The sequence below is a fragment of the Novacetimonas maltaceti genome, from assembly GCF_002906255.1.
In the GTDB taxonomy this organism is placed as follows: domain Bacteria; phylum Pseudomonadota; class Alphaproteobacteria; order Acetobacterales; family Acetobacteraceae; genus Novacetimonas; species Novacetimonas maltaceti.
Genome location: NZ_POTC01000002.1, coordinates 114,515 through 139,767, shown reverse-complemented (window position 1 = coordinate 139,767; position 25,253 = coordinate 114,515). Strand labels below are relative to the sequence as shown.

23 protein-coding genes are annotated in these 25,253 nt (G+C 66.9%); 18 read left to right on the top strand and 5 right to left on the bottom strand.

Annotated features, from left to right (window positions below; all coding sequences use genetic code 11):
- Positions 1-129 precede the first annotated feature (129 nt).
- Both KMAL_RS01755 and KMAL_RS01750 read left to right on the top strand, forming a co-directional pair.
- Complete coding sequence (locus KMAL_RS01755) at positions 130-621, top strand: hypothetical protein (protein ID WP_110094034.1); 492 nt, start codon at positions 130-132, stop codon at positions 619-621.
- Positions 618-1,199 carry an HAD family hydrolase gene (locus KMAL_RS01750; RefSeq protein WP_110094033.1) on the top strand — a complete coding sequence of 194 codons (582 nt, stop codon included), beginning with the start codon at positions 618-620 and terminating at the stop codon, positions 1,197-1,199. Before KMAL_RS01755 ends, KMAL_RS01750 begins: the two co-directional genes overlap by 4 nt.
- Positions 1,200-1,335: 136 nt before the next feature.
- On the opposite strand, the gene KMAL_RS01745 is transcribed toward KMAL_RS01750, so the two are convergent.
- Positions 1,336-2,478 (bottom strand): AI-2E family transporter, encoded by a 1,143-nt coding sequence (locus KMAL_RS01745; RefSeq protein ID WP_408887874.1) that lies wholly within the window; start codon positions 2,476-2,478, stop codon positions 1,336-1,338.
- Between the two features lie 273 nt (positions 2,479-2,751).
- Positions 2,752-4,644 (bottom strand): ABC-F family ATP-binding cassette domain-containing protein, encoded by a 1,893-nt coding sequence (locus KMAL_RS01740; protein WP_110094032.1) that lies wholly within the window; start codon positions 4,642-4,644, stop codon positions 2,752-2,754.
- A gap of 168 nt (positions 4,645-4,812) precedes the next feature.
- Here KMAL_RS01740 and ndk point away from each other — a divergent pair, with 168 nt between their 5' ends.
- Complete coding sequence (gene ndk / locus KMAL_RS01735; protein WP_110094031.1) at positions 4,813-5,235, top strand: nucleoside-diphosphate kinase; 423 nt, start codon at positions 4,813-4,815, stop codon at positions 5,233-5,235.
- 191 nt (positions 5,236-5,426) lie between these two features.
- Here ndk and purN read toward each other — a convergent pair whose 3' ends face one another.
- Both purN and purM read right to left on the bottom strand, forming a co-directional pair.
- The gene (gene purN, locus KMAL_RS01730; protein WP_110094030.1) at positions 5,427-6,053 is read right to left on the bottom strand and encodes a phosphoribosylglycinamide formyltransferase; all 627 of its coding nucleotides are present in this window, start codon (positions 6,051-6,053) and stop codon (positions 5,427-5,429) included.
- Between the two features lie 2 nt (positions 6,054-6,055).
- Complete coding sequence (gene purM / locus KMAL_RS01725) at positions 6,056-7,183, bottom strand: phosphoribosylformylglycinamidine cyclo-ligase (RefSeq protein WP_110094029.1); 1,128 nt, start codon at positions 7,181-7,183, stop codon at positions 6,056-6,058.
- A gap of 173 nt (positions 7,184-7,356) precedes the next feature.
- Between purM and KMAL_RS01720 the strand changes: the two genes are divergently transcribed.
- The 15 genes from KMAL_RS01720 to uraH all read left to right on the top strand — a co-directional run bounded on the left by KMAL_RS01720 (position 7,357) and on the right by uraH (position 23,922).
- A complete protein-coding gene (locus KMAL_RS01720; protein ID WP_110094076.1) occupies positions 7,357-8,115 on the top strand; it encodes a P-loop NTPase family protein in 759 nt (252 codons plus the stop codon).
- Positions 8,116-8,229: 114 nt separating this feature from the next.
- Entirely contained in the window at positions 8,230-10,536 is a 2,307-nt protein-coding gene (locus tag KMAL_RS01715) for an RNA degradosome polyphosphate kinase (RefSeq protein WP_110094028.1), read from the top strand.
- A 75-nt stretch (positions 10,537-10,611) separates the two neighbouring features.
- Positions 10,612-12,099 carry a Ppx/GppA family phosphatase gene (locus KMAL_RS01710; protein ID WP_110094027.1) on the top strand — a complete coding sequence of 496 codons (1,488 nt, stop codon included), beginning with the start codon at positions 10,612-10,614 and terminating at the stop codon, positions 12,097-12,099.
- A 132-nt stretch (positions 12,100-12,231) separates the two neighbouring features.
- Positions 12,232-13,551, top strand: a complete 1,320-nt coding sequence (locus KMAL_RS01705) for an amidohydrolase family protein (protein WP_239019892.1) — start codon at positions 12,232-12,234, stop codon at positions 13,549-13,551.
- Positions 13,552-13,597: 46 nt separating this feature from the next.
- The gene (locus tag KMAL_RS16840) at positions 13,598-13,792 is read left to right on the top strand and encodes a hypothetical protein (RefSeq protein ID WP_146044131.1); all 195 of its coding nucleotides are present in this window, start codon (positions 13,598-13,600) and stop codon (positions 13,790-13,792) included.
- Complete coding sequence (locus KMAL_RS01700) at positions 13,789-14,745, top strand: LysR family transcriptional regulator (RefSeq protein ID WP_110094026.1); 957 nt, start codon at positions 13,789-13,791, stop codon at positions 14,743-14,745. The genes KMAL_RS16840 and KMAL_RS01700 overlap by 4 nt, the downstream gene beginning before the upstream one ends.
- A 188-nt stretch (positions 14,746-14,933) precedes the next feature.
- Complete coding sequence (locus KMAL_RS01695) at positions 14,934-16,400, top strand: NAD(P)-binding domain-containing protein (protein WP_180999713.1); 1,467 nt, start codon at positions 14,934-14,936, stop codon at positions 16,398-16,400.
- Between the two features lie 42 nt (positions 16,401-16,442).
- Positions 16,443-16,673 carry a DUF4089 domain-containing protein gene (locus tag KMAL_RS01690; RefSeq protein ID WP_408887873.1) on the top strand — a complete coding sequence of 77 codons (231 nt, stop codon included), beginning with the start codon at positions 16,443-16,445 and terminating at the stop codon, positions 16,671-16,673.
- Positions 16,670-18,040, top strand: a complete 1,371-nt coding sequence (locus KMAL_RS01685; protein WP_110094025.1) for an AtzE family amidohydrolase — start codon at positions 16,670-16,672, stop codon at positions 18,038-18,040. Before KMAL_RS01690 ends, KMAL_RS01685 begins: the two co-directional genes overlap by 4 nt.
- Positions 18,041-18,042: 2 nt before the next feature.
- Complete coding sequence (locus KMAL_RS01680; RefSeq protein WP_110094024.1) at positions 18,043-19,638, top strand: gamma-glutamyltransferase family protein; 1,596 nt, start codon at positions 18,043-18,045, stop codon at positions 19,636-19,638.
- Positions 19,632-20,900 (top strand): allantoate amidohydrolase, encoded by a 1,269-nt coding sequence (locus KMAL_RS01675; RefSeq protein ID WP_110094023.1) that lies wholly within the window; start codon positions 19,632-19,634, stop codon positions 20,898-20,900. The genes KMAL_RS01680 and KMAL_RS01675 overlap by 7 nt, the downstream gene beginning before the upstream one ends.
- Entirely contained in the window at positions 20,900-22,129 is a 1,230-nt protein-coding gene (locus tag KMAL_RS01670) for a pyridoxal-phosphate-dependent aminotransferase family protein (RefSeq protein WP_110094022.1), read from the top strand. The genes KMAL_RS01675 and KMAL_RS01670 overlap by 1 nt, the downstream gene beginning before the upstream one ends.
- Before the next feature lie 4 nt (positions 22,130-22,133).
- Positions 22,134-23,045, top strand: a complete 912-nt coding sequence (gene puuE, locus KMAL_RS01665; RefSeq protein WP_110094072.1) for an allantoinase PuuE — start codon at positions 22,134-22,136, stop codon at positions 23,043-23,045.
- Complete coding sequence (gene uraD, locus KMAL_RS01660) at positions 23,042-23,569, top strand: 2-oxo-4-hydroxy-4-carboxy-5-ureidoimidazoline decarboxylase (RefSeq protein WP_110094021.1); 528 nt, start codon at positions 23,042-23,044, stop codon at positions 23,567-23,569. The genes puuE and uraD overlap by 4 nt, the downstream gene beginning before the upstream one ends.
- Positions 23,566-23,922, top strand: coding sequence for a hydroxyisourate hydrolase (uraH, locus tag KMAL_RS01655; RefSeq protein ID WP_110094020.1), 357 nt, complete (start codon positions 23,566-23,568; stop codon positions 23,920-23,922). The genes uraD and uraH overlap by 4 nt, the downstream gene beginning before the upstream one ends.
- 178 nt (positions 23,923-24,100) lie before the next feature.
- Here uraH and KMAL_RS01650 read toward each other — a convergent pair whose 3' ends face one another.
- Positions 24,101-25,129 (bottom strand): isocitrate/isopropylmalate dehydrogenase family protein, encoded by a 1,029-nt coding sequence (locus KMAL_RS01650; RefSeq protein ID WP_110094019.1) that lies wholly within the window; start codon positions 25,127-25,129, stop codon positions 24,101-24,103.
- Positions 25,130-25,253 lie beyond the last annotated feature (124 nt).

Below are 25,253 nucleotides of genomic sequence, written 5' to 3'. Positions count from 1 at the left end.
CGGACGGGGCATTTGCGGTATTGGATCACGATATCGCGGCCTGCCGCGTGATCCGGCAGTGATGGGACGTGCGTCCGCGCGTCCCGCGGCACACGGCGCACATCCACGCGCCAGGGAGAACAGACACATATGAGACGCGAGACAGCCCTGCTGATCGGGTTCCTGGTCATCACGATTGGTACGGCCGCGGGGCTGTGGTCGATGGCCATGCCCAATTTCCATCCACTGACCTTCCCGCAGTTGCAGTCGGGAACCATGTCCGTCGGCCCGATGCGCAAGGACCGGGTCCTGACCACGGCGCAGGTCAGGATGCTCAATGACTGGCTGGCGGCGCACAAGTCGGGCTGGGGCCCGCTGGGCCAGACCCCGCCGTCGAGTGGTGACGCCGTGATGGAAATGCAGGTGGCGCATGTGGACAACGCATCCGGCGCGCCTGCGGATTCCGGGCCGTTCCGCATCACCCTGTGGACCGGGATCAGTGCCGCCGACTGGAACAATACCGTCTTCATCGAGGAAAAGCCCGGCGCGGTCATCCGCATCCATCATTTCAATGACAAGGATTTCGCCCCGCTGCGCGAACTGGCCAACCAGTTCGACTATCCCCGGTCCGCCTTTCCATGAGTATCGTGCCGCCGGGGGTGAAGGCGCTGATCTTCGACTGCGACGGGACGCTGGTCGACACGCTGCCGCTGTATGTGCGGGCGTGGATGACGACGCTGGAGCAGGTGACCCGGCGGCCCATTTCGCGTGAATGGTTCCGGGGACAGGGCGGCCTGTCGGAACATATGGTGCTGGATATCGTCGAAGACAGGCTGGGGGCCACGGTGGATCGCGAGTTGATCATCGCGACCGCGCGGCAGAGCCTGCATGACATGCTGGTGGAGCTGGAGGAAATCCCGGTCGTGGCGTCGATCGCGCGGGCATATCACCGTCGCCTGCCCATGGCCGTCGCGTCCAACGGGTCACGCCGGATCGTGGAAGCGTCGCTGGTGCGCGTGGGACTCGACCACCTGTTCGATGCCATGCTGACCATTGACGATGTCACGCATGGCAAGCCCGCGCCCGACCTGTTCCTTGCCGCGGCACAGCGCCTTGGCGTGGCCCCCGAACACTGTTTCGTCTTCGAGGACAGCCGTGAAGGCATGGCCGCCGCCCGCAATGCGGGCATGGCCTATGTCGATGTCACGACGCTGGCATAGGTCCGCCCGGAATATCCTGTTCATCAGAATAAAAGTTTTTGGTGAAGCTTTTTCCCAAGAAGCTTCGAAAGATGTCGCCTTTTTTAGATCAAAAGGCGACATCTAAAACCTTTTGCAACTTGATTTCCCTGCCTGTTCAGACCCGTTCGTCATCCGACAGTTTCGGCGTGGCCCTGTCCATCATCGCCAGCAGCGCTGCCGTCAGCGGGGAGGCGAGGATCAGTCCCGGAATGCCAAGGATCGTGCCGAAGATCGTCTGTGACAGGATGGTCAGGCCGGGCGGCATCTTCACGGCGTGACGCTGGATCAGCGGCGCCATGACGTTCCCTTCGAAGAACTGGATGGCGGCATACAGGCACAGCACCGTCAGTCCTTCGCGCGTGCCCTGTGACAGTCCGATCAGCACGGCGGGCACCGCCCCGACGAACGCGCCGATATAGGGGATGAAATTCGCCAGTCCCGCCACGACGCCAAGCGCGAGCGCAAGCGGCACGCCAATGATCCACAGCCCCATGAAGGACAGCAGGCCCACGACCGTCATGTCGAGCGCCTGCCCCGCCGTCCATGCCCACAGCGTCTGTCCCGCCGTCAGCAGCAGGTCGCGCGTGCGCATGCGGTATTCGCGCGGCACAAGGCGCAGCATGCCGTTGACATAGATTTCGGGCGAGATGGCAAAATACAGGCCGGCGATCAGGATGACCGCCAGCGTGCCCGCCGCGCCGAAGGCGGAGGTGACGAACCCGGTCATCGACCCGGCGATGGAGCCGAATCCGCTGCCGCCGGAGGAATGTTCGTTCCCGCCAAAGGAGGTCGGCAGGTTGTCGAGGATCATGCGCCCCAGCGTGCTGTCACCCATATGGTCGCGCAGGGTATGTGCCTGCTCGCTCAGCGCGGTGCGCAGGCGGATGGCCTGTTCGGAAATCTCCGGGCCGCTGCTCCAGATCATGGCGGTCAGGGCGGAGATGATGGCCAGCACGACGATGCTCAGCGCGATCCAGTAAGGCATGCGTGTGCGCCGTTCCAGATGGCGTGCAAGGTTGTGCAGGATCACGGCCACCAGCGTCGCCGCGAACAGCACCATCAGCACATCGCCCACCAGCCAGATCGACACGACCAGGACCGTGATCGTCAGGGCCAGGCGCAGCAGGTGGTGAATGCGCGCAAGCTGTTCGGCCTGCGGGTTGGTCGGGGCGTCGTCACCAGCATCGTCACGGGACTCCGGCGCGATGTCGTGGCCCGTGCCATGGCCGGTATCATGCTCTGTCGTGGGAGAGGCCATAAAGATATCCAAGGGTTGGTGAATGATGGGGAAGTGGTGGAGTGATCGGACCCATTTTGCGCCACCAGCGCAAGGGGCTCAGGTCAAACGCATGGGCCTGCCCGCTGCCCCTGCGGAGCGACGATTTTTTTGCAATGAAGGCAGGGCACGGCCGGGAACGACAGATGCACATCCCGGAATGAAGGAAGCGTGTAGGACCGGCTGAAAATCACCTGAAGGGTACTGGCAAAGTTTTTTTGCCCAAAAGCTTCTGGGAAACGGTTTCCCGGCCGCTTACTCGGCTTCGGCTTCCTCCAGTTCCGTCTCTGCGGCCAGCCAGTCCTCTTCCGCCGCCGCATGGTCACGCCGCAACGCGGCAAGGCGGGTGTTGAGCTTCGTGACTTCGTCCGCGCTGTTCGCCGCTTCATACAGGGTGGGGTCGGCCAGACGCGCCTCCACCTTCTCCTGTTCGGCCGCCAGCTTTGCCATGCGGGCCTCCGCGTCGCGGATGCGCCGGCGCAGCGGGGCCAGCGCCTTGCGGGCCTCGGCACGTTCGCGCCGGTCCTCGCGCCGGGGGGCGGGGGCGGGACGCGCACTGTCGCCGCCGGAGGTCGCGGCGCGGGCGCGTTCGATCAGCCACGCGCGATATTCCGCCATGTCGCCCTCGAACGTGCGCACCGCGCCATCGCCCACCAGCCACAGCCGGTCGGCCACCAGTTCGACAAGGTGCGGGTCATGGCTGATGAGCAGCACCGCGCCCTCGAATTCCGCCAGTGCGCGGATCAGCGCGTCACGCGCGTCGAGGTCGAGATGGTTGGTCGGTTCGTCAAGGATCAGCAGGTGCGGCGCATCGCGCGTGGCCAGTGCCAGCAGCAGGCGCGCCTTCTCCCCGCCCGACAGGTCGCGCGTCACCGTTTCGGCACGCGCCGCGTCCAGCCCGAAGCGCGCAAGTTGCGCGCGCACCGCCACCGGTGTCGCATCGGGCAGGGCGCGCGCCATGTGATCGACCGGCGTTTCGTCGGGGCGCAGTTCCTCCGCCTGGTGCTGCGCGAAATAGCCGACGCGCAGGCGCGGACTGTGCGACAGGGTGCCCGACTGTGGCGCAAGCCGCCCGGCCACCAGCTTGGCGAAGGTGGACTTGCCATTGCCGTTCGCGCCGAGCAGGGCGATGCGGTCCTCCATGTCGATGCGCAGCGACAGGTTCGACAGGATGGTGGTGTCGCCATACCCGACCGAAACCCGGTCCATCGTCAGCATCGGCGGCGGCAGGGGAGAGGGTTCGGGAAAGGAGAACTGGCTCGGCGCGTCTTCGACCACCGATTCGATGACCGGCAGCTTCTCCAGCGCCTTGAGCCGCGCCTGCGCCTGCTTCGCCTTGGTCGCCTTGGCGCGGAAGCGGTCCACGAAGGACTGCATGTGCGCGCGGCGGGCATTGATGCGTTCGGCCATGCGCGCCTGCTGCAGGGCCTGTTCGGTGCGGATGCGCACGAACTCCTCATACCCGCCGGGGGTCAGCGTCAGCCTGCCGCGATCAAGGTGCGCGATCGCATCCACCGCGCGGTCCAGCAGCCCGCGATCATGGCTGACGATCAGCGCCGCACCCGCGAAGCGCGCCAGCCACCCCTCCAGCCACAGCGTCGCCTCAAGGTCGAGGTGGTTGGTCGGCTCATCCAGCAGCAGCAGGTCGGGATTGAGGAACAGCGCGGTCGCCAGCGCCACGCGCATGCGCCACCCGCCCGAAAAGTCCGAAACCGGGCGCGCCTGCGCCGCCATGTCAAAGCCCAGTCCCGACAGGATGCCCGCCGCGCGGGCCGGTGCGCTGTGGGCGTCGATGGCGCGCAGGCGTTCGTGGATGTCGGCGATGCGCATGGGGTCGGTTGCGCTGTCGGCCTCCGCCAGCAGGGCGGTGCGTTCGGTATCCCCCGCCAGCACCGTGTCCAGCAGGGACCCATGCCCCGTTGGTGCCTCCTGTCGGATGCGGGCCATGCGCGCGCGCGACGACAGGCGGATTTCCCCGCCATCGGGCGCGATATCCCCTGCGATCGCGGCCAGCAGCGTCGATTTCCCCGCCCCGTTATGCCCGACCAGCCCCACCTTGCGACCGGGGTCGATGGTCAGGCTGGCCCCGTTGAGGAGGGTGCGTCCAGCAATGCGAAGGGTCAGGTCGGATATGACAAGCAGGCTCACGAAACGCGATACTCCGGGAATATGTGGCGCGGATGGCAGGATTCGTCGCGCTAGTACCTACCAGTCCTGACCGATATGCTCTAGATGGCGTGAGGCAGGGACACCTGCCCTTCGACGGGCATCCTGTCCTGTCGAACCCATGTATTTGAGTTAAAAGGAGCCAGTTCCATGGCTGTCGAACGTACCCTTTCGATCATCAAGCCCGACGCGACCCGCCGCAACCTGACCGGCAAGATCAACGCCGTGTTCGAGGATGCCGGCCTGCGCATCGTCGCGCAGAAGCGCATCCAGCTGACGCCCGCCACCGCTGGCGCGTTCTACGAAGTGCACAAGGAACGCCCGTTCTACAAGGACCTGGTGTCCTTCATGGTCTCCGGCCCGGTTGTCGTGCAGGTGCTGCAGGGCGAAAACGCGGTGGCGAAGAACCGTGAAGTGATGGGTGCCACCGACCCGAAGAAGGCCGAGGCCAACACCATCCGCGCGCAGTTCGCCGAAAGCATCGAAGCGAACTCCGTCCATGGCTCCGACAGCCTGGAAAACGCGAAGAACGAAATCTCGTTCTTCTTCGCAGGCACCGAAATCCTGCCCTGATCGTCCCTTCGGACATCAATGGGGAAAGCCGGCAGAAATGCCGGCTTTTTTCATGCGCATGGGGAATGTTTCAAAGATCAAAAGTTTTTGGTGAAGCTTTTTTCAAAAAGCTTCGAAAGACGCCGCCTTTTCGAAAAAAGACGGCACCCGAAAACTTTTATTTTTATCAACAGATTGTTTAAGGCAGTCTTTCAGACACACAACAGCGCATCCGCCGTCGCCTGCGGTTGTGTGTCGGGCATCAGCACCCGGCGCAGCGCCGCCGGATACAGCAGGTGTTCCTGCGTCAGGATACGTGCGGCGAGGGTGTCGGGCGTATCACCATGCAGGACCGGCACCGCCGCCTGCCCGATGATCGGGCCTTCATCCATGGCTTCGGTCACCATGTGCACGGTGCAGCCATGCAGCCGCACCCCGGCGTGCAACGCGCGTTCATGCGTGTGCAGCCCCGGGAAGGAAGGCAGCAGGCTGGGATGGATATTGAGCATCCGCCCCGCCCATGCCTGCGTCAGGAACGGCGTCAGCAGGCGCATGTACCCGGCCAGGCAGACGACCTCCACCCCGGCATCGCGCAGGGTGGCGTCGATGGCGCGTTCATGCGCCGCGCGGTCGCGCCCGAACGGGCGGTGGTCGATTGCCTTCGTCGCAAGCCCCGCCGCCCGTGCGCTCTCCAGTCCCGGCGCGTCGGGGTTGTTGCTGATGACCATGGCGATGCGCGCCGGGTAATCCGCCGCCGCGCACGCCGCGATCAGTGCGCCCATGTTGCTGCCGCGCCCGCTGATGAGGATACCGATCGGGCGTTTCTTCGTGACCGTCATCCTCAGGCGCCCGCGCCCGCCACACCGAAATCGGGCGACACCTTCATGTCCAGCGAAGCCGGGGCGTCCGTGCTGTCGGCAGCCTCGATCCGGCCGATGACATGGGCGGTCTCCCCGGCGTCATTCAGGCGCTTCATCACGGTTTCGGGGTCGCGGGTGACCAGCACCATGCCAAGGCCGCAGTTGAAGACGCGCAGCATCTCCTCCGTCGCGACCTTCCCGGCCTTCGCCAGCCAGCCGAACACGGGCGGGACGGGCCATGCGGCGTCGATCACGGCGCGCGTGCCATGCGGCAGAATGCGCGGCAGGTTGCCCGGCAGGCCGCCGCCGGTGATGTGCGCCGCCGCCTGCAGCAGGCCCGCATGATGCAGGTTCAGCACCTGGTGGACATACAGCTTCGTCGGCGTCATCAGCGCCTGCGCCAGCGTCTGCCCCTGTGCGAAGGGGCACGGCGCGTCCCATGCCAGGCCGGAGCGTTTGACAATGGCGCGCACCAGCGAAAACCCGTTGGAATGCACGCCCGCCGACGGCAGGCCGACCAGCGTGTCGCCGGGGCGGATGTCGCGCGGCAGCAGGGCGGTGCGTTCGGCCGCCCCGACAGAGAATCCGGCAAGGTCGTAATGGCCTGCGGCATACATGCCCGGCATTTCTGCCGTCTCCCCGCCCACAAGGGCGCAGCCGGAGCCGGAGCAGCCAGCGGCGATCCCGCGCACCACCTTCGCCGCGTCATCGACCGACAGGTGGCCGGTTGCGAAATAATCGAGGAAGAAAAGCGGCGTCGCACCCTGCACCACAAGGTCGTTCACGCACATCGCCACGAGGTCGATGCCCACCGTTTCATGCAGGCCGCTTTCGATCGCGATCATCAGCTTCGTGCCAACGCCATCGGTGCACGACACCAGCACCGGGTCGGTGAAGCCCGCGGCCTTCAGGTCGAACAGGGCGCCAAACCCGCCCAGGCCACCCATCGTGCCGGGCCGGTCGGTCGCGCGCGCTGCGGGCTTGATCACCTCCACCAGCGCGTCGCCCGCGGCGATGTCCACGCCCGCGTCGCGATAGGTCGCGCCCGAGGCTGCATCCGTGGCGTCGCTGGATGGAGGGGTGGGGGAGGTGGAAGCGGCGGAGGTCATGCGCAAGGGCCTTCATCGTCAAACTATCGCTTTCCCGGACTCCCGCACGCAGGCTATGGAGGACGCGATGGATGCGACAGCATTGGGGTCAATACGGTCTTCGCGCTTCTTTACGTCAAGCCGGGGCCGCGCTCCAAGCGGTGGTTGGGCGCATGGGGCTGAAAACGGAGAAAATGCCGATCCGCGACACGATCGGGCAGCTTGTGTTGCCCTTTGCGCACATGCCGCGCTTCACCCGCGCGGATTTCGTGGCGGCGCCATCGAACGCGGTCGCACGTGCATGGCTGCTTGGCCGCACGGCATGGCCCGACCGGCGGCTTGCGCTGTGGGGCGCGCGCGGATGTGGCAAGACGCACCTGCTGGAAATATGGGCGGCCGAGCATGATGCCGTGCTGCTGTCGGGGCCGGACCTGACGCGCGCGGATGTCGCGCGGATATTCGGCGCGGGGCGCGGGTCGGGCATTGTCGCGATCGCGGTGGACGATGCCGAACGCTGCGGGGACGAACGCGCGGTGCTGCACCTGCTCAACGGCGCGCGCGAACATGGCATGGCCCTTGCCCTGAGCGGCCGCCGCGCGCCCGCGCACTGGCCCGTCACGCTGCCCGACCTTGGCAGCAGGCTGCGCGCGACCATGGCAGTGCAGGTGCGCCAGCCCGAGGACGTGCTGCTGCGCATCGTGCTGCTGCGGCTGCTGGCCGAACGCCAGATTGTCGTGGCCCCCGCCGTCGTGGACTGGCTGCTGCCGCGCCTGCCACGCACGGCCGCGACCATGCTGGAGGTGGCGCGACGGCTGGACCATGCCGCCCTTGCCACCGGGCGCGCCGTGACGCGCGCGATGGCGATCAGTGAACTTGGCGACCTGCTGGCGCACGACCCGGCCATGACGGACATGGACGCAGGTACCGGCCCGCTCATGGTGGATGACGCGTAAACAGGCGCGCGCCCTCTGGTCAAGGTTCGGGCGGCTGGCCTAGTGTGGCGGGACCTGTTTTCTTGGCCATGCCCGTCCCCCGTACGCAGGCCCCCAATCGGGAGATCGAGTTCGTTGTCCAGACCTCCGCGCAAGTCAGCCTCCACCACTCCGGCTGCCAGGGATGGCAAGGATGCGCCGCGCCGGCCCGCACGCCGCACGTCGCGCGCACGCACGCGCAAGGAGCCGCCATCGCAGGCGCTGGTGGTGCATGAGGCCGCCGCAGAGGCGCCATGCCCCGACATCCATTCGCCCGAACGCTTCATCAACCGCGAACTGTCATGGCTCGACTTCAACCAGCGCGTGGTGGACGAGGCGGACAATCCCCGCAATCCCCTGCTGGAGCGCGTGCGCTTCCTGTCCATCAGCGCCAGCAACCTTGACGAGTTCTATTCCGTGCGTGTCGCGGGCCTTGTCGGGCAGGTGCGCGAGGGACTGATCGCGCCATCGCCCGATGGCCTGACCCCGGCGCAGCAGCTTGTCGCGGTGCGTGAGCGTACCGCCCGCCTGCTGCATGAGCAGCAGCGCATCTGGCGCGACCTGCTGCATGAGCTTTCCGGCGCGGGCATCGTGCTGTGTGACGAGGACCAGCTGGACACGGCGGAGCGCGAATGGCTCGACACCTGCTTCATGGAGCGGGTCTTCCCGGTGCTCACCCCGCTTGCGATCGATCCGGCCCATCCGCTGCCGTTCATTCCCAACATGGGAATCGCGCAGGCGCTGCGCCTGATGAACGCGCGCACCGGGCAGTTCGTGATGGAGGCGCTGATCCTGCTGCCCTCGCGCATCGAACGCTTCATCCGCATGCCCGATTCCCTGTCGCCGCCGGGGCAGACGCGCTTCATCCTGCTCGAACGCCTGATCGTGATGTGCATCGGCCGCCTGTTCCCCGGCCTTGTCGCGGGGGAATGGGGCGTGATGCGCGTCGTGCGCGACACCGACGTGGAATTCGAGGACGAGGCCGAGGACCTGGTCCGTTCGTATGAAAGCGCGCTGAAACGCCGACGGCGCGGGGTGGTCATCCACCTCGATATCGAGGCGCGCATGCCAGAGGATCTTGCCCGCTCGATGGCAGCTTCGCTCGATGCGCCACCGGACGAGGTGCTGGTGCAGTCGGGGCTGATCGGGGTGGTCGACCTCAAGCAGATGATCGTCGATGACCGGCCCGACCTGCTGTTCCCGCCCTATACGCCGCGATTCCCCGAACGGATCATCGATTGCGGGGGCGACTGCTTTGCCGCCATCCGCGCGCGCGACATGATCGTGCACCACCCGTTCGAAAGTTTCGACGTGGTGGTGCAGTTCCTGCGGCAGGCGGCGCTGGACCCGGCGGTGGTGGCGATCAAGCAGACGCTGTACCGCACGTCGCGCGACAGCCCGATCGTCAAGGCCCTGATCGAGGCGGCGGAGGCGGGCAAGTCGGTCACGGCGATGGTCGAACTGCGCGCGCGTTTCGACGAGGAGGCGAACATCCGCCTCGCCCGCGCGCTGGAGGCGGCGGGCGTGCAGGTGGTCTTTGGCTTCTCCGACCTCAAGACCCATGCGAAGCTCAGCCTCGTCGTCCGGCGCGAGGGCGGGACGCTGCGTTCCTACGCGCATTTCGGCACCGGCAATTACCACCCGATCACGGCGCGCATCTATACCGACCTGTCGTTCTTTACCTGCGACCCGGAACTGGTGCGCGACTCGGCGCGGCTGTTCAATTACATGACCGGCTACGCCATGCCCGCGCGGATGGAGGCGATCGCGTTTTCCCCCGTGACCATCCGCTCCACCCTCAATGAACTGATCGATGCGGAAATCGAGCATGTGAAGGCCGGGCGGCCGGGGCGCATCTGGCTCAAGATGAACTCCCTTGTCGATCCGGGGCTGATCGACCGGCTGTATGCGGCGTCATGCGCGGGGGTGCATGTCATGGCGGTGGTGCGCGGCATCTGCTGCCTGCGCCCCGGGGTGCCGGGCCTTTCGGAAAACATCCGGGTGAAGTCGATCGTGGGCCGCTTCCTCGAACATGCGCGCATCTATGCCTTCGGCAACGGGCACCGCCTGCCGTCGCGCAAGGCGAAACTCTACATCTCCTCGGCCGACTGGATGGTGCGCAACATGGACTGGCGGGTGGAAAGCATGGTGCCCATGCGTGACCCGGCGGTGCATGACCGGGTGCTGAACCAGATCATGATGGCGGACCTGAAGGACAACCTCCAGTCATGGATATTGCAGCGAAATGGCGTATGGAGACGGCTGGAGCCGGGACGTGCGCCGTTTTCGGCCCACGAATATTTCATGGAACATCCATCGGGCGGTGGACGTGCCCCCGGTGATGGCGGTATCCGCGTCAGCGCATCGCAGCCGTGGCATACGGAGCAGAGTATTGAGGACTGAGGACAGCAGCGTCATGGCCCGCATGAAAGACATCCCTGACGCGCCCGCCCCCGCCACCATGGCGGCGGGGCGGGCATGAGCGGCGCATCGGGACAGGACCGTTCCGCCGTCATCGACCTGGGGTCGAATTCCGTGCGCCTGGTGGTGTTTGACGGGATTTCGCGCAACCCGGTTCCGATCTTCAATGAAAAGGTGGTGCTGCGCCTTGGCCGTGGCCTCAACGCCACGGGCCGCCTGAACGAGGAGGCGGTGCCGATGGCCATGGAGGTCATGGCCCGTTTCAACGCCATCGCCCGCGGCATGGACGCCAGCCCGTTCGAGGTGCTGGCCACGGCGGCGGTGCGTGACGCCACCAACGGGCCGGAATTCGTCGCCGGCCTGCGCGCGCGCCTGCCCGGCGTGCCGATCCATATCCTGTCGGGGGAGCAGGAGGCCGACTATTCCGCAACCGGCGTGCTGTGCGGCATACCCGACGCGGATGGGCTGGTGGCCGATATCGGCGGTGGTTCGCTGGAACTGATCCGGCTGGTGGGGGGGCAGAAGCTCAATGCCTGCACGCTGCCGCTTGGGGTCATCCGCCTCAATGACCGTGCGCAGGGCGACCTTGCGCAGGCGCGGCAGGTGGTGGACACCGACCTGTCGCAGATCGGGTGGCTGGATGATGTGCGGGGACGCTCGCTGTATCTGGTGGGTGGCGGGTTCCGCGCGCTGGCGCGCCTGCAGATCGCGCGCACGTCCTATCCGCTCAATATCGTCCACCTTTATGAACTCGGGGCGGAACCGGCGCGGGAAATGGCGGACTGGATCATCGGGTCGTCGCGCCGCGCGCTGGAGCGCCTGCCGGGGGTGCCGCGCAAGCGGCTGGAGGACGCGCCCTTTGCCGCCACCGTGCTGCGCCGGCTGATCCGCCGGATGCAGCCCGCGCGGCTTGTCTTCTGCGTCGATGGCCTGCGTGAGGGGTGGTACATGCGCAAGGTCGCGGCCGCCGTGGCCGACATGGACCCGCAGGAAGCCGTCGCGCGGGAAATGTGTGGCCGCCTGGGCCGCAGCATGACGCTGCCGCTGCGCCTTGCGACATGGACCGCGCCGCTGTTCCCCGGTGAGGGCGACGTGGCGCGCCGCCTGCGCCATGCCGCGTGCTGGATGTCGGATGTCGGGTCGTATGACCATCCCGAATACCGGGCGGAGCAGACCTACCTGCGGATCCTGCGCATGCAGGGGGTGGGATTCACGCATGGGGCGCGTGCCTTCCTCGCGCTGACGCTGGCGGTGCGTTATGGCGTGGACATGGCGACACCATGTCTTGAACCTTCCCGCCTGCTGCTGGACGAGACACAGTTCGCACGCGCGCTGGTGCTGGGGCAGGCACTGCGCCTGGCCTACAGCGTCAGTGGCGGGACGGATGCGCTGCTGCGCGGCACGGAACTGGTGTTCGATGGGGACCAGTTGGTCCTGCGCTTTGCATCGGGACGGGCCGTGGTGCAGGGCGAAAGCGTGCGCCGCAGGCTGGACCGGCTGGGCAGCAGCCTGTCCGTCGCCACCGGGATCGAGGAATGTGCCTGAATCGGGGACCGTACCAAAGGCAAACAAAAAGTTTTTGGTGAAGCTTTTTTCAAAAAGCTTCGAAAGATGCCGCCTTTTTGAAAAAAGCCGGCACCCGGAGACGTTTGTCAATCACTTATCCATGGCGGGGGTATGATGCTGCTGGTGCGTGGCGGGACGGTGGTCACGGCGGAGGCGTCGTTCAGGATTGACGTCCTGTGTGGCGACGATGGCGAAATCGCCGCCATCGGCCCGTCGCTGGACATTCCCGCCGGTTGCGACGTGCTGGATGCGGGCGGCCTGCTGGTGATGCCCGGCGGGGTGGACCCGCATACCCGTATCGGCGCGGATGCGCATCGCATGGCCTGCATGGGACCGGCACTGCTGGCGGCGGGGACAACGACCATCATCGACTGCGTCACCGCGCCGCGTGGGCAGGGGCTGCGCGCGGCATGGCGGGACTGGCGGCATGCGGCACGCGGGGCAGGCGTCGATGTGTCCGCCCATATGGTGGTCGGGCACTGGGACGTGGATGTCGCGCGCGGCATGGCGGAGGTGACGCAGGCATGTGGGGTGAACGCCTTTCGCCTGTCCTGCGGCGGGGCGATGGACGATACGCAGGTCATGGGCGTGATCGACCATGCGCTGGCGCTGGGGGCGTTATGCGCGTTCGACGGCCATGGGGGGCAGGTCGCGGCCTACCTGCGCGCGGGACTGCACCGCGCCGGGATCGAGGGCGCGGAGGCGCAGGCCCTGTCCTGTGCCGCCCCGATCGAGGGAAGCGGCATTGCCCGCGCCATCATGATGGCAGGCGTGCTGGGCGCGCCGGTCCATGTCGGGCCGGTTTCCACGCGCGACGGTGTTGACGCCATCGCCGCCGCGCGCCTGCGCGGGCAGCGCGTCAGTGCGGAGGTGCTGCCCCGGCATCTCGTGCTGGAGGCGGATGATGACGACGCGCCCGCCTGCGATGACGGCCTGCCCCCCCTGCGTGATGGCGCGCAGCATGCGTCCCTGTGGGGCGCGCTGGCGGCGGGCGTGCTGGGGATGAGTGCCTCCGGCGCGGGTGGGGACGGGACGGACGCCATGCCGGACCTTGTGGGGCGCATGGGGCTGCTGTGGCATCATGGTGTGCGTGCCGGTCGCCTGTCGGCGGAGGAATTCGTGGCCATCACGTCGGCCAACGCGGCGCGGGCCTTCAACATCCATCCCCGCAAGGGCGCGATCATGGTGGGGGCGGATGCCGACCTGCTGCTGTGGGACCCGCAGGCACCGGCGCGCGTGCTGTCGTCATGCCGTGGCGCGCCAACTGTCTCCGGCGCGGTGCGGCATGTAGTGCGCGGCGGTGTCGTGGCATGGTCGTCCACGCATCCATGCGTGGCGGGTGGGGGCGCGTATGTCGACCGGCCCTGTTTCGGGCGCGACCTTGCCCCGCGCGTCCGGCGCAGGGCGCACCTGGCGGCGGAAGGGGGATAGCGCGGGTTCGTCTTTTGCCGGGGCGCTCTCTGGCGGTGGCGCGGGAATGAAGTATCATCGCGGGGAATGTTCCGTATCCCGTGCCCCCATGCGCGCGGCGATGCCGGGTGCGATGGTTGCTGGGGTGGACCTTGATGGGAGATGGCGTGCGATGCGCGATGGTGCAACGATGGTGTCACGCCGCCATGGCGGTTACGGGCATGGTGATGCCGCCCGTCGCGCAGCGGGGATGGCGGCATGAGTGAGCCCCTCCTGCGTACCCCGCGCATGATGCGCCTGCACGCGCGGGGGATTTCCTATTTCAACGCCGTGCGCGAATGCCGTTCCATCCGCGAGGCCGCGCGCCGCCTGAACGTCACGCCCTCCGCCCTGACCCGGCAACTGGCGCAGATGGAGGCGGAGGTGGGCGCGCCGCTGTTCGACCGCCTGCCCGAAGGCATGGTCCTGACGGAGGTGGGACGCATCATGGCGCGGCACATCGTCACCGTCATGCAGGACGCCGCCCGCACGGAGGAGCAGATCAACGCCCTGTCCGGCCGGCAGGACGGGCGGTTGCGGATCATGGCGGTGGAGGGCGTGACAGGGCAACTCCTGCCGCCACTGCTTGAACGGATCACGCGGATGTATCCGGCCGTGGACCTCAATGTGGAAATCGGCTCGCCCAAGAATATCGTCTCCGCCCTGCAGGATGGCAGCGTCGATCTTGGCATCGCGTTTTCGCTGGCGCTGTATCCCGACCTGCGCCGTGTCGCGGTGGCGCATTTCCCGGTCGGCGCGGTGGTGCGCCCCGACCACCCCGTCGCGCACCTGCGCACCGTCACGATCGAGGAGTGCGTCCGCCACCGCCTGATCCTGCCGACGCGCACCCTGTCGCTGTACCGTGTCATGGAACCGATGCTGCGCCCGTGGCACGAACACCTGCATGTCGTGCTGCATACGGGGTCCATCGAACTGACCAACCGCATGGTCGCCGCCGGCAGCGGCCTTGCGTTCCAGTCGCCGCTGGCGGTGGAAATGCAGGCCGGGCATGAACGCCTGTGCCATGTGCCGCTGCGCGATACGCGCGCGGTGACGGACCTTGGCGTCTATGTGCGGGAATCGCGCTGGCTGCCGCCGTTGCTGGAAACGGTGATCGAGGAGTTGCGCCAGGAACTGCGCCGCATCCAGGGGGTGGGGGACGAGCAGGTGCTGTAAGCGCCTGTTCCGGTCTGCTGTTCTGTTTTAGGAAACAGAATGGTCAAATCATTCTACTGGACGAAACACCTGCCCGCCTGATTACACTGTTGCATCAACGGTGCGGTTGGGGGGACAGCCTATCATGGCGTCGGGGGACGCCATGGCCGCTGCATCGGTAACGACGCGAATGACAGTGGGACAGGCAGATGACGATGCACGGACATGACGGCACGGATGCACGCGATGGTCTTGGCGCGCTCGGCAGGGCCGTGCGGCGTGACCTCGGGATCATCGGCTATCCCCGGCGTGAATGGGTGCCTGCGCGCTATCATGACGGGCGGCGGGTGCTTGATGTCGCGATCATCGGCGCGGGGCAGGGGGGGCTTGCCACCGCGTTCGCGCTCAAGCGCGGCAGCATCGACAACGTGCAGGTGTTCGACCGTGCCCCGCGCGGCGGCGAGGGGCCATGGGTCACGTTCGCGCGCATGATCACCCTGCGCACGCCCAAATATGTCACCGGCCCCGACCTTGGCGTGCCCAGCCTGACGCCGCGCGCCTGGTTCGAGGCCCGTTATGGCGTGCAGGCGTGGGAAAAGCTCGACAAGATCCCGCGCCAGGACTGGCAGGCCTACCTGGACTGGTATCGCGACATCCTCGACCTGCCGGTCGCCAACGACCATGCGTTCGAAGGGGTGACGTGGGAAGACGGGCTGCTGCGCCTGTCGTTCCGTAACGCGGCCGGGGAACAGCAGGTCCATTACGCGCGCAAACTGGTGCTTGCGACCGGGATCGAGGGATGTGGCGAATGGCATGTGCCCGCCTTCATCCGCGACAGCCTGCCGCGCGACCGCTTCGCCCATACATCCGAATCCATTGATTTCGCGGCCCTGAAGGGCCGGCGCGTGGGCGTGCTGGGTGCGGGGGCCTCGGCCTTCGACAATGCCGCCACCGCGCTTGAGGCCGGGGCGGCGTCGGTCACGCTGTGCCTGCGCCGTAAGGAAATCCCCTCCATCAACCCGTACCGCTGGATGGAGAACACGGGCTTCCTCGCCTATTTCTGCGCGCTGGAGGACCGGCTGCGCTGGGGCTTCATGCGGCGCATCTTCGAACTGAACCAGCCACCGCCGCAGGATACGTTCTGGCGTTGCCGCAGGCATGCGAATTTCGCCTATCACACCGGCTGTCCGTGGCAGGGCGTATCCATGCGCGGGGACGAGGTCGTGGTGCAGACCCCAAAGGGGGAGATGGCGTTCGATTTCGTCATCATCGGCACCGGCTTTGCCGTGGACCTGTCACGCCGTCCCGAAACCCGTTCGTTCGCGCATGCCGTGGCCCTGTGGGGGGAGCGCTATACCCCGCCCGCGGGCGAGGAAAGCGAGGTTCTGGGCAGCTATCCCTACCTTGGGGAGCGGTACCAGTTCGTCGCGCGCGACCCGGCGGACCCGCTGGCGCCGATGCTGGCGAACATCCACAACTTCACCTTCTCCGCCACGCCGAGCATGGGCCTTTCGGGCGCCTCCATCAGCGGCATGCGCTTTGGTGTCGAACGCCTTGCCCAGGGGATCGGGCGCGACCTGTATGTCGCGGACGGGCAGGCCCATCTTGACAGCCTGCTGTCGTATGACACCCCCGAACTGATCAGCCTTGACCCCCCTGCATGTGATCCCGTCTAAAAGAAGTCGGTAAACGACACAAAGCTCCGGGAGACGAAGCGCATGAGCAGCCCCATGAATGACGATGCGGTGCCACCACCGATGCCGGTGGCGCAGGGCGGCGATGACATCTTTCCAGTGGTCCAGGCCGCGCGCTGCATCGGGCTGGGCGTCCCGGCCGCCTGCATGAACGACGTGGCCGCGAATGCCGCGCTGCTGCAGGGATATGCCGACCTGCTGAATGGTTTTGTCCTGCCCGATACGTGTGAACCGGCCGGGGAGTACATCCCGTGACGCAGGCACATGACACGCAGCATCCGGGCACGGCGCTGCAGATCGCGCAGGACGTGCGCGCCGGACGGCGCAGCGCGGTTTCCGTCATCACCGGCGTCATTGCCGACATGGAGGCACGCGACACCCGCTTCAACAGTGTCACGCGCATCTTCGGCCCCGCCGCCGTGGCGCGTGCCGAAGGCATCGACCAGCGCATCGCCCGGGGGGAGGACCCCGGCGTGCTGGCGGGTGTTCCGTTCGGGGTCAAGGACCTGTTCGACATCGCGGGCGAGGTGACGACGGCGGGTTCCCTCGTCCTGCGCGGCAATCCGCCTGCAACACGCGATGCAACCGTCGTCGCGCGCCTTCAGGCGCAGGGCGCGATCGCGGTGGCCAGCCTGAACATGGACGAGTTCGCCTACGGCTTCTCCACCGAGAACGCGCATACCGGCACGACGCGCAACCCGCATGACCCCGCCTGCCTTGCCGGTGGGTCGTCGGGTGGTTCGGCGGCGGCGGTCGCGGCGGGCCTGATGCCGTTTACGCTGGGGTCGGACACCAATGGCTCCATCCGCCTGCCCGCAGCACTGTGCGGCGTGTGGGGGCTGAAGCCGACATTCGGCCGCCTGCCGCGTGACGGGGCCTATCCGTTTGCCGCCAGCCTCGATGTCGTGGGGCCAATGGCCGATACGGTTGAAGACCTGCGCGCCGTGTTCGCGGTCATGGACGGCCGCGCGCCCGATGCGCTGCCCGATGTCGCGTCGCTGCGGATCGCGCGGCTTGGCGGATGGTTCGCGCGGAATATCGACGCCGGTTTCGTTGCCGCCATTGACGAAGTGATGCGCCATCTCAACAGCACGACGGTCATCGAACTGCCCGAGGCCGCGCGTGCGCGTGCCGCCTCCTTCCTGATCACCGCGGCCGAAGGCGGCAGCCTGCACCTCGCCCGTCTGCGCCAGCGCGCAATGCAGTACGACCCCGCCACGCGCAGCCGCCTGATGGCGGGCGCGATGCTGCCGTCAGCCACGCTGGTGCAGGCGCAGCGTTTCCGTAGCTGGTTCCGTACGCGCATCCACGAACTGTTCAGCCAGCATGACGTTCTGGTCGCACCCGCAACCGTCGGCCCCGCGCCGCGCATCGACCAGCCGACCATCATGGTGGAGGGGCGCGAGGTCTCGGCCCGTGCCAACCTTGGCCTGTTCACCCAGCCCATCAGCCTTGCAGGCGTGCCGGTGCTGTCCGCGCCGCTGGCGCACCCGTCGGGCCTGCCGCTGGGGCTGCAACTGATCGGCGCGCCGGGGGCGGAGGCCGCCCTGTTCGCCGTGGCGGCGGAACTGCAACGCGCGGGACTGGCCCGCTGCACGCCGCTGACCATGGGGAGTAAGTGACCATGCTCAACACGCCGCGCTCCTGCCGGGGGATGGTGACATCGCCCCATCACCTCGCCAGTCAGGCGGGGCTGGACATCCTCAAGGCCGGGGGCACGGCGATCGAGGCCGCCGTCGCCACGGCGGCGGCGCTGGCGGTGGTCTACCCGCACATGACGGGCATTGGCGGTGATGCGTTCTGGCTGACGCTGTGGCCGGACGGGCGCGCGGAAAGCATCGACGCCAGCGGGGCCGCGGCCATGAAGGCCGATGTCGCATTCTACCGCAATGCCGGGCTGGACCGTATCCCGTGGCGTGGGCCGCTTGCGGCGAACACGGTCGCGGGCACGGTGTCCGGGTGGGACATGGCCCTGTCATGGAGCCACGCGATCCAGCCCGGCCTGCCGCTGGGCCGGATCCTGGCGGATGCGATCTATTACGCCGAACAGGGCGTGCCGGTTACGGCCGGGGCCGCGGACATCACGCGCGCCAAGGTTGATGAACTGCGTGCCGTTCCCGGTTTCGCCGATCAGTTCATGCCGGCAGGCCGCCTGCCGCATGCGGGCGACATCCTGCACAACCCGCGCCTTGCCCGCACGCTGCGCGTGCTCGCGGATGAGGGGCTGGACAGTTTCTATCGCGGGCGCATTGCCGCCGACCTTGCCGCCGACCTTGCGGCGCTGGGCAGTCCGCTTGCGCTGTCGGATCTGCAGTCGCATCGCGCCGTGCACCAGCCCGCGCTGCATGCGCGCATCCGTGGCGCGGACCTTTACAACGTCGCGCCGCCGACGCAGGGCGTGGCCTCGCTGCTGATCCTGTCGCTGTTCGACCGCCTGCGCGCGGCGAAGGTGGACAGCTATGACTACATGCACACGCTGGTGGAGGCGACGAAGCTTGCCTTCCGCTATCGTGACACGCATGTGGGCGACCCGGCGCTGATGACGGTGCAGGCGCAGGATATCCTTGACGATGCGGGCGCGCTGGACCGCATGGCGGCCTCCATCGACCCGCAGCGCGCGGCCCCGTGGCCCCATCCGTCGCAGGCGGGGGATACGGTATGGCTGGGCGTGATCGATTCCGACGGGCTGGCCGTCAGCATGATCCAGAGCCTGTATTTCGAATGCGGGTCGGGCGTCGTCCTGCCGCGCACCGGCGTGGTGTGGCAGAATCGCGGTACCAGTTTCGGCATGGACCCTGACGGGTGGAATGGCCTGCGTCCGGGGCGCAAGCCGTTCCATACCCTCAATCCCGCTGGCGCGCGCCTCGATGACGGGCGGACCATGGTCTATGGCACCATGGGGGGGGAGGGGCAGCCGCAGACGCAGGCGGCCGTCTTCACCCGTTATGCCTGTTATGGCGTGCCATTGCAGCGCGCGGTCACCGCGCCACGCTGGCTGCTGGGCCGGACATGGGGGGAGGAAAGCGTCAGCCTGAAATACGAGGATCGCTTTGACCCCGAACTGATCGCGCGCATGCAGGCGGCGGGCCATCAGATGGAGCGGATGGGGCCGTTCACCTCCACCATGGGGCATGCGGGCGCGCTGGTGCGCCATGAAAAGACCGGCCTGATCGAAGGGGCCACCGACCCGCGCAGCGACGGGGGAGTCGCAGCATGGTAGGATTGCAGCCGATTTCCGCCCCGCCCCCTTCGGGGCAGCGTGCGCTGGCGCGGTGTGACCTGCTGGGATCCGCGCCCTATTCCGATGATGCGGACGGGTTGTTCCGTCCCTACCTTGGCGCGGGATACCGCGCGACGCTGGACCGGATCGCAGGGTGGATGGATGACGCGGGCATGTCCGTGCGCGTTGACGCCGTGGGGAATGTGGTCGGACGGTACGAAGGCACGACAGCGGACGCGCCATCGCTGCTGATCGGGTCGCATGTGGACAGCGTGCGCGATGGCGGGCGTTACGACGGGATGCTGGGCGTGATCCTCGGGATCGAGGTGGTCGCCAGCTTCGCGCGGGCAGGGCGGCGCTTTCCCTTCGCGCTCGAGGTCATCGGGTTCGGGGATGAGGAAGGCTCGCGCTTTCCCGCCGCCATGCTGACTTCGCGCACGGTGGCGGGGGTGCGTGACGGGTTCGACCTGTCGATGGCCGACCGCGACGGGATCACGCTGGCCGAAGCGCTGGCGGAATTCGGCCTCGACCTTGCCGCGATCGACGAGGCCCGGATCGCCCCCGGCCGCGTGCTGGCCTATGTCGAGGCGCATATCGAGCAGGGCCCCGTGCTGGAGGCCGAAGGCCGCGCCGTGGGCGTGGTCAGCGCGATTGCGGCGCAGCACCGTTACCGCGTGACGATGCAGGGGATGGCGGGGCATGCGGGCACGATCGCCATGCACCTGCGCCGCGATGCGCTGGCGGCTGCGGCGGAGGCGATCGGCACGGTGGAGCGGGTCGGCCGCAACGGGCCTGCCGACCTTGTCGCGACGGTGGGACGGCTGGAGGTGCAGCCCGGTGCGGCCAATGTGGTGCCCGGCGACGTGATGTTCACCATCGATGTCCGCGCGGGCACCAATGCGGTGCGCGATGCGGCCGCGCGGGAGATCATCGACGGCATCCGCCAGATTGCGGCGCGGCGCGACATCATCCTTGACGTGACGTTGCAGCAGGACCTTGACGCCACCCCGTGCGATGCGCGCCTGACCGGCCTGATGGAACAGGCGGTGGCGGACGTGACCGGGACGCCCGCGCGCGTGCTGGTCAGTGGCGCGGGCCATGATGCGATGGTCATGGCGCACCTTGCCCCCGTCTCCATGCTGTTCATCCGTTGTGAAAAGGGCATCAGCCACAATCCCGCCGAGGCCGTGACGGCGGCGGATGTGGAGGTCGCCCTGCGCGCGCTGACGGATTTCGTGTGCCTTTTTGAAAGACGTTCCTGATGACACAGAACATTTTTGGTCAGATTGACCCCCCCTCGCGCATGTTGATGGGGCCGGGGCCTGTCAACGTGCATCCGCGCGTGCTGCGTGCCATGGCCGCCGACATGCTGGGGCAGTTCGACCCGGAAATGACGGAATACATGAACCAGACGATGGCGCTGTACCGTACGGTCTTCATGACGGAAAACCGCTGGACGCTTCTGGTTGACGGCACGGCCCGCGCGGGGATCGAGGCGGCGCTGGTCTCGCTCCTCGAACCGGGATCGCGGCTGCTGATCGTGCGGGCGGGACGCTTCGGGCTGCTGCTGTCGGAAATCGCGCAGCGGATCGGCGCGGAGATCTTCACCATCGACATCCCGTGGGGCGAGGTCGCGACCCTGAAACAGATCGAGGACGGCATCATCGCGCACCGCCCGAACGTGCTGGCGTGCATCCATGGCGATACCTCCACCACCATGGCCCAGCCGCTCGACGGGGTGGGGGAACTGTGCCGCAGGCATGATGTCCTGTCCTATGTCGATGCGACGGCGACGCTGGGCGGGATGCCGGTTGCGACCGACCGGTGGGGCGTGGATATCGTGACGGGCGGCCTGCAGAAATGCATGGGGGGGCCGCCGGGGTCCTCGCCCATCACGATTTCGGACCGTGCCGCCGCATACATCATGTCGCGTCGCCATGTGGAGGCCGGGATCCGCAGCGCGAACACCACGGATGGCACGCGCGCGCGCATCGCCTCGAACTATTTCGACCTGGCCATGATCATGGATTACTGGTCCGAAAAGCGGCTGAACCACCATACCGAGGCGACGAGCATGCTCTATGCCGCGCGGGAGGCCGCGCGCATCATGGTCGAGGAAGGGCTGGAGGCGCGTTTCGCCCGCCATGCCGCAGCAAGCCGCGCAATGGGTGCTGGCCTGCGTGCGATGGGGCTGACGCTGTTCGGCAGTGACGAACACCGCATGGCCAACGTGACGGGGGTGTACATCCCCGAAGGCGTTGATGGCGAGAAGGTGCGCACGCGCATGCGCGAGGATTTCGAGATCGAGATCGGTTCCGCCTTCGGTCCGCTGCAGGGCCGGATCTGGCGCATTGGCGCAATGGGCTACAACGCGGCGAAGCACAAGGTGCTGCTCACGCTTGGCGCGCTGGAGGCGGTGCTGCGGCAGGAGGGGCATGGCCTTGTTTCCGGCCGTGCCGTGGATGCCGCCCTTGCGGAATATGGGGAGTGAGATGATGGGGCAGCCCAACGGATATCCGCGTGACCTGGTCGGCTATGCCGGATCACCGCCCGACCCGAAATGGCCCGGTGGCGCGCGTATCGCGGTGCAGTTCGTCATCAATTACGAGGAAGGGGCCGAGAACTCCATCCTGCATGGTGATCGCGGGTCGGAGGCGTTCCTGTCGGAAATGATCGGTGCGCCGTCGATTCCCGGCGCGCGCGCGATCGCGATGGAAAGCCTGTATGAATATGGCGCGCGTGCCGGGTTCTGGCGCCTGCACCGGATTTTCACGCAGCGCCGCCAGCCGGTGACGGTATTCGGTGTCGCGATGGCCATGGCCCGCAATCCCGACGCGGTGCGTGCGATGAAGGATGCCGGGTGGGAAATCGCCTCTCACGGGTTGCGCTGGATCGATTACCAGCACATCCCCGAAGCGGTGGAGCGCGCCCATATCGAGGAATGTATCGCCCTGCATACACAGGTGACCGGGTCGCGCCCGCTGGGCTGGTACCAGGGCCGCACCAGCCCCAATACCGCGCGCCTCGTCGCGCAGGAAGGCGGCTTTGTCTATGACGCCGACTCCTATGCCGATGACCTGCCGTACTATGACCGCAGCAATGGCCGGGCGCAGTTGATCGTGCCCTATACGCTCGATGTGAATGACATGCGTTTCGTCGCCCTGAACGGCTTTACCGAAGGGGAGCAGTTCTTCCGCTACCTGCGCGACACGTTCGACGAACTGTATGAGGAAGGGGCCAGCGCGCCGAAGATGATGTCGGTGGGGCTGCATTGTCGCGTGGCCGGGCGTCCGGGGCGTGCGCGCGCCGTGGCCCGGTTCCTCGATTACATCGCCGGCAAGGAACAGGTGTGGGTGACGACCCGGCTGGAGATCGCGCGCCACTGGCTTGCGGTGCATCCGGCATGACATCGGCCATTGCACGCGCCAACGCGCTGGATGAGGCCCGTTTCATCGAACTGTTCGGCCCGATGTTCGAACATTCCCCATGGGTGGCGGAACAGGCGCTGGATTACCGGCCCTTTGATGACGAAGCGCACATGCTGCGGGTCATGGTGCATGAAATGCGCCGCGCCACCGATACGCAGCAGATGGCCCTGATCCGCGCGCATCCCGAACTGGCCCGGCTGGCCGGGGTTGACCCGACGCTGACGGACGCATCCGCCAGTGAACAGGCCTCGGCCGGGCTGGACCGCCTGACGCCGGAGGAATTCGCGCGGTTCCGGGCGCTCAATGATGCCTATGCGGCCAAATTCGGCATTCCGTTCATCATCTGCGTGCGGCTGTCGGACAAGGCACGGATCCTGGACGAGATGGAGCGGCGGCTGGCGCATGACCCGGAGACGGAGATTGGCGCGGCCCTCGACGAAATCGCGAAGATCGCGGCCCTGCGGCAGGCCGATATCCTCAAACGGCTGGAGGAAACGCCATGAGCACCCTTTCGACCCATGTCCTTGACCTTGTGTCGGGGCAGCCTGCGGCGGGAATGGAAATTACCCTGTGGTCGGGTAATGAGCGCCTCTTTGCCGGCGTGACGAACACGGACGGGCGCTGTCCCGACCTGTCGGCGGCAGTGGGGGATATGAAAGCCGGGACCTACCGGCTGGAATTCGCGGTCGCGGCCTATTTCCGTGGGCGCGGCGTGGCGCTGTCGGACCCGCCGTTCCTTGATGTCGTGCCGATCGCATTCGGCATGGCGCAGCGTGCGGCGGGGGAGAAGGGGGGGCATTACCATGTCCCGCTGCTGGTCTCGCCCTACGGGTTTTCGACCTATCGCGGAAGCTGACAGGTTGTTTTTCAGAAAGACTACATTCTTCGAAGCTTTTTGAAAAAAGCTTCACCAAAAACGCTTGATGTCTTTAAGAGACAACAGAACGCAAAAAGGGCCGTGGCAGGGGAATGCCACGGCCCTTTTTTACCACTCCCGCGACGGCAATGCGCCGTTGCGGGAACGGGTGGTCAGGTCAGACCAGCGCCTGCTTCAGCGCCGCCGTCAGGTCGGTCGTGGTCGCCTTGCCGCCAAGGTCGCCCGTGCGCACCGCGCCGGAGGTGATGACCTTCTTGATCGCGCTGTCGATACGATCGGCAAGGTCCTTGCGGCCGACATGCTGCAGCATCATGTTCGCCGCCAGCAGCAGCGCGGTCGGGTTGGCCTTGTTCTGGCCCGCGATGTCGGGGGCGGAACCATGGACCGCCTCGAACACGGCGGCCTTTTCGCCGATGTTCGCACCGGGGGCGAGGCCGAGGCCACCGACCAGGCCGGCCGTCAGGTCGGACAGGATGTCACCGAACAGGTTGGTGGTGACGATGCAGTCGAACTGCCACGGGTCGGTCACCAGCTGCATGGCGCAGGCATCGACGATGCGTTCGTTCACTTCGACGCGGCCTTCATATTCCTTTGCGACCTTGCGGCCTTCCTCAAGGAACAGGCCGGTCAGCAGCTTCAGGATGTTGGCCTTGTGCACCAGCGTCACGCGCTTGCGGTTGTTCTTGACCGCGTATTCGAAGGCGTAGCGGACGATGCGGTTGCATTCCGCGCGGGAGGTGTAGCCGGCGCTCGTCGCGATGGCGTGCGGGTCATCACCGACCGGGATGTAGTTTTCGAGCGCGGCGTAGTAGCCCTCGAGGTTTTCGCGGAAGATGACGAGGTCGATGTTTTCGAAGCGGCCGCCCGGGACGATCGTCTTTGTGGGACGGACATTCGCGAACAGACCGAACTCCTGGCGCAGTGTCACGTTGATGGACTTGAAGCCGCCCCCGACGGGGGTGGTCAGCGGACCCTTCAGCGCGAGGCCGGTGCGACGGATGCTTTCGATCGTTTCCTTGGGAAGCGGGCTGCCGGTGGCGTCAAGGGCGGACACACCGCCGAGCGCCTTCTCCCACTTGAACGGTGCGCCGACGGCGTCAAGGATCTCGATGACGGAGTCAACAATTTCGGGGCCGATCCCGTCGCCGGGGATCAGGGTGGCGGGAATTGTTTTTTCTGCGGACATTTTGAACGTCTCCCTATCGTGCTTGCACCTGACTGCGGGTCAGGTTGCGCACCGGCTTGGCTGTTTCCGGGCATCGCTGTCGGACCCAGTTGCGTCGGAACTGGTAAAAAGTCCTAGGCCCCAG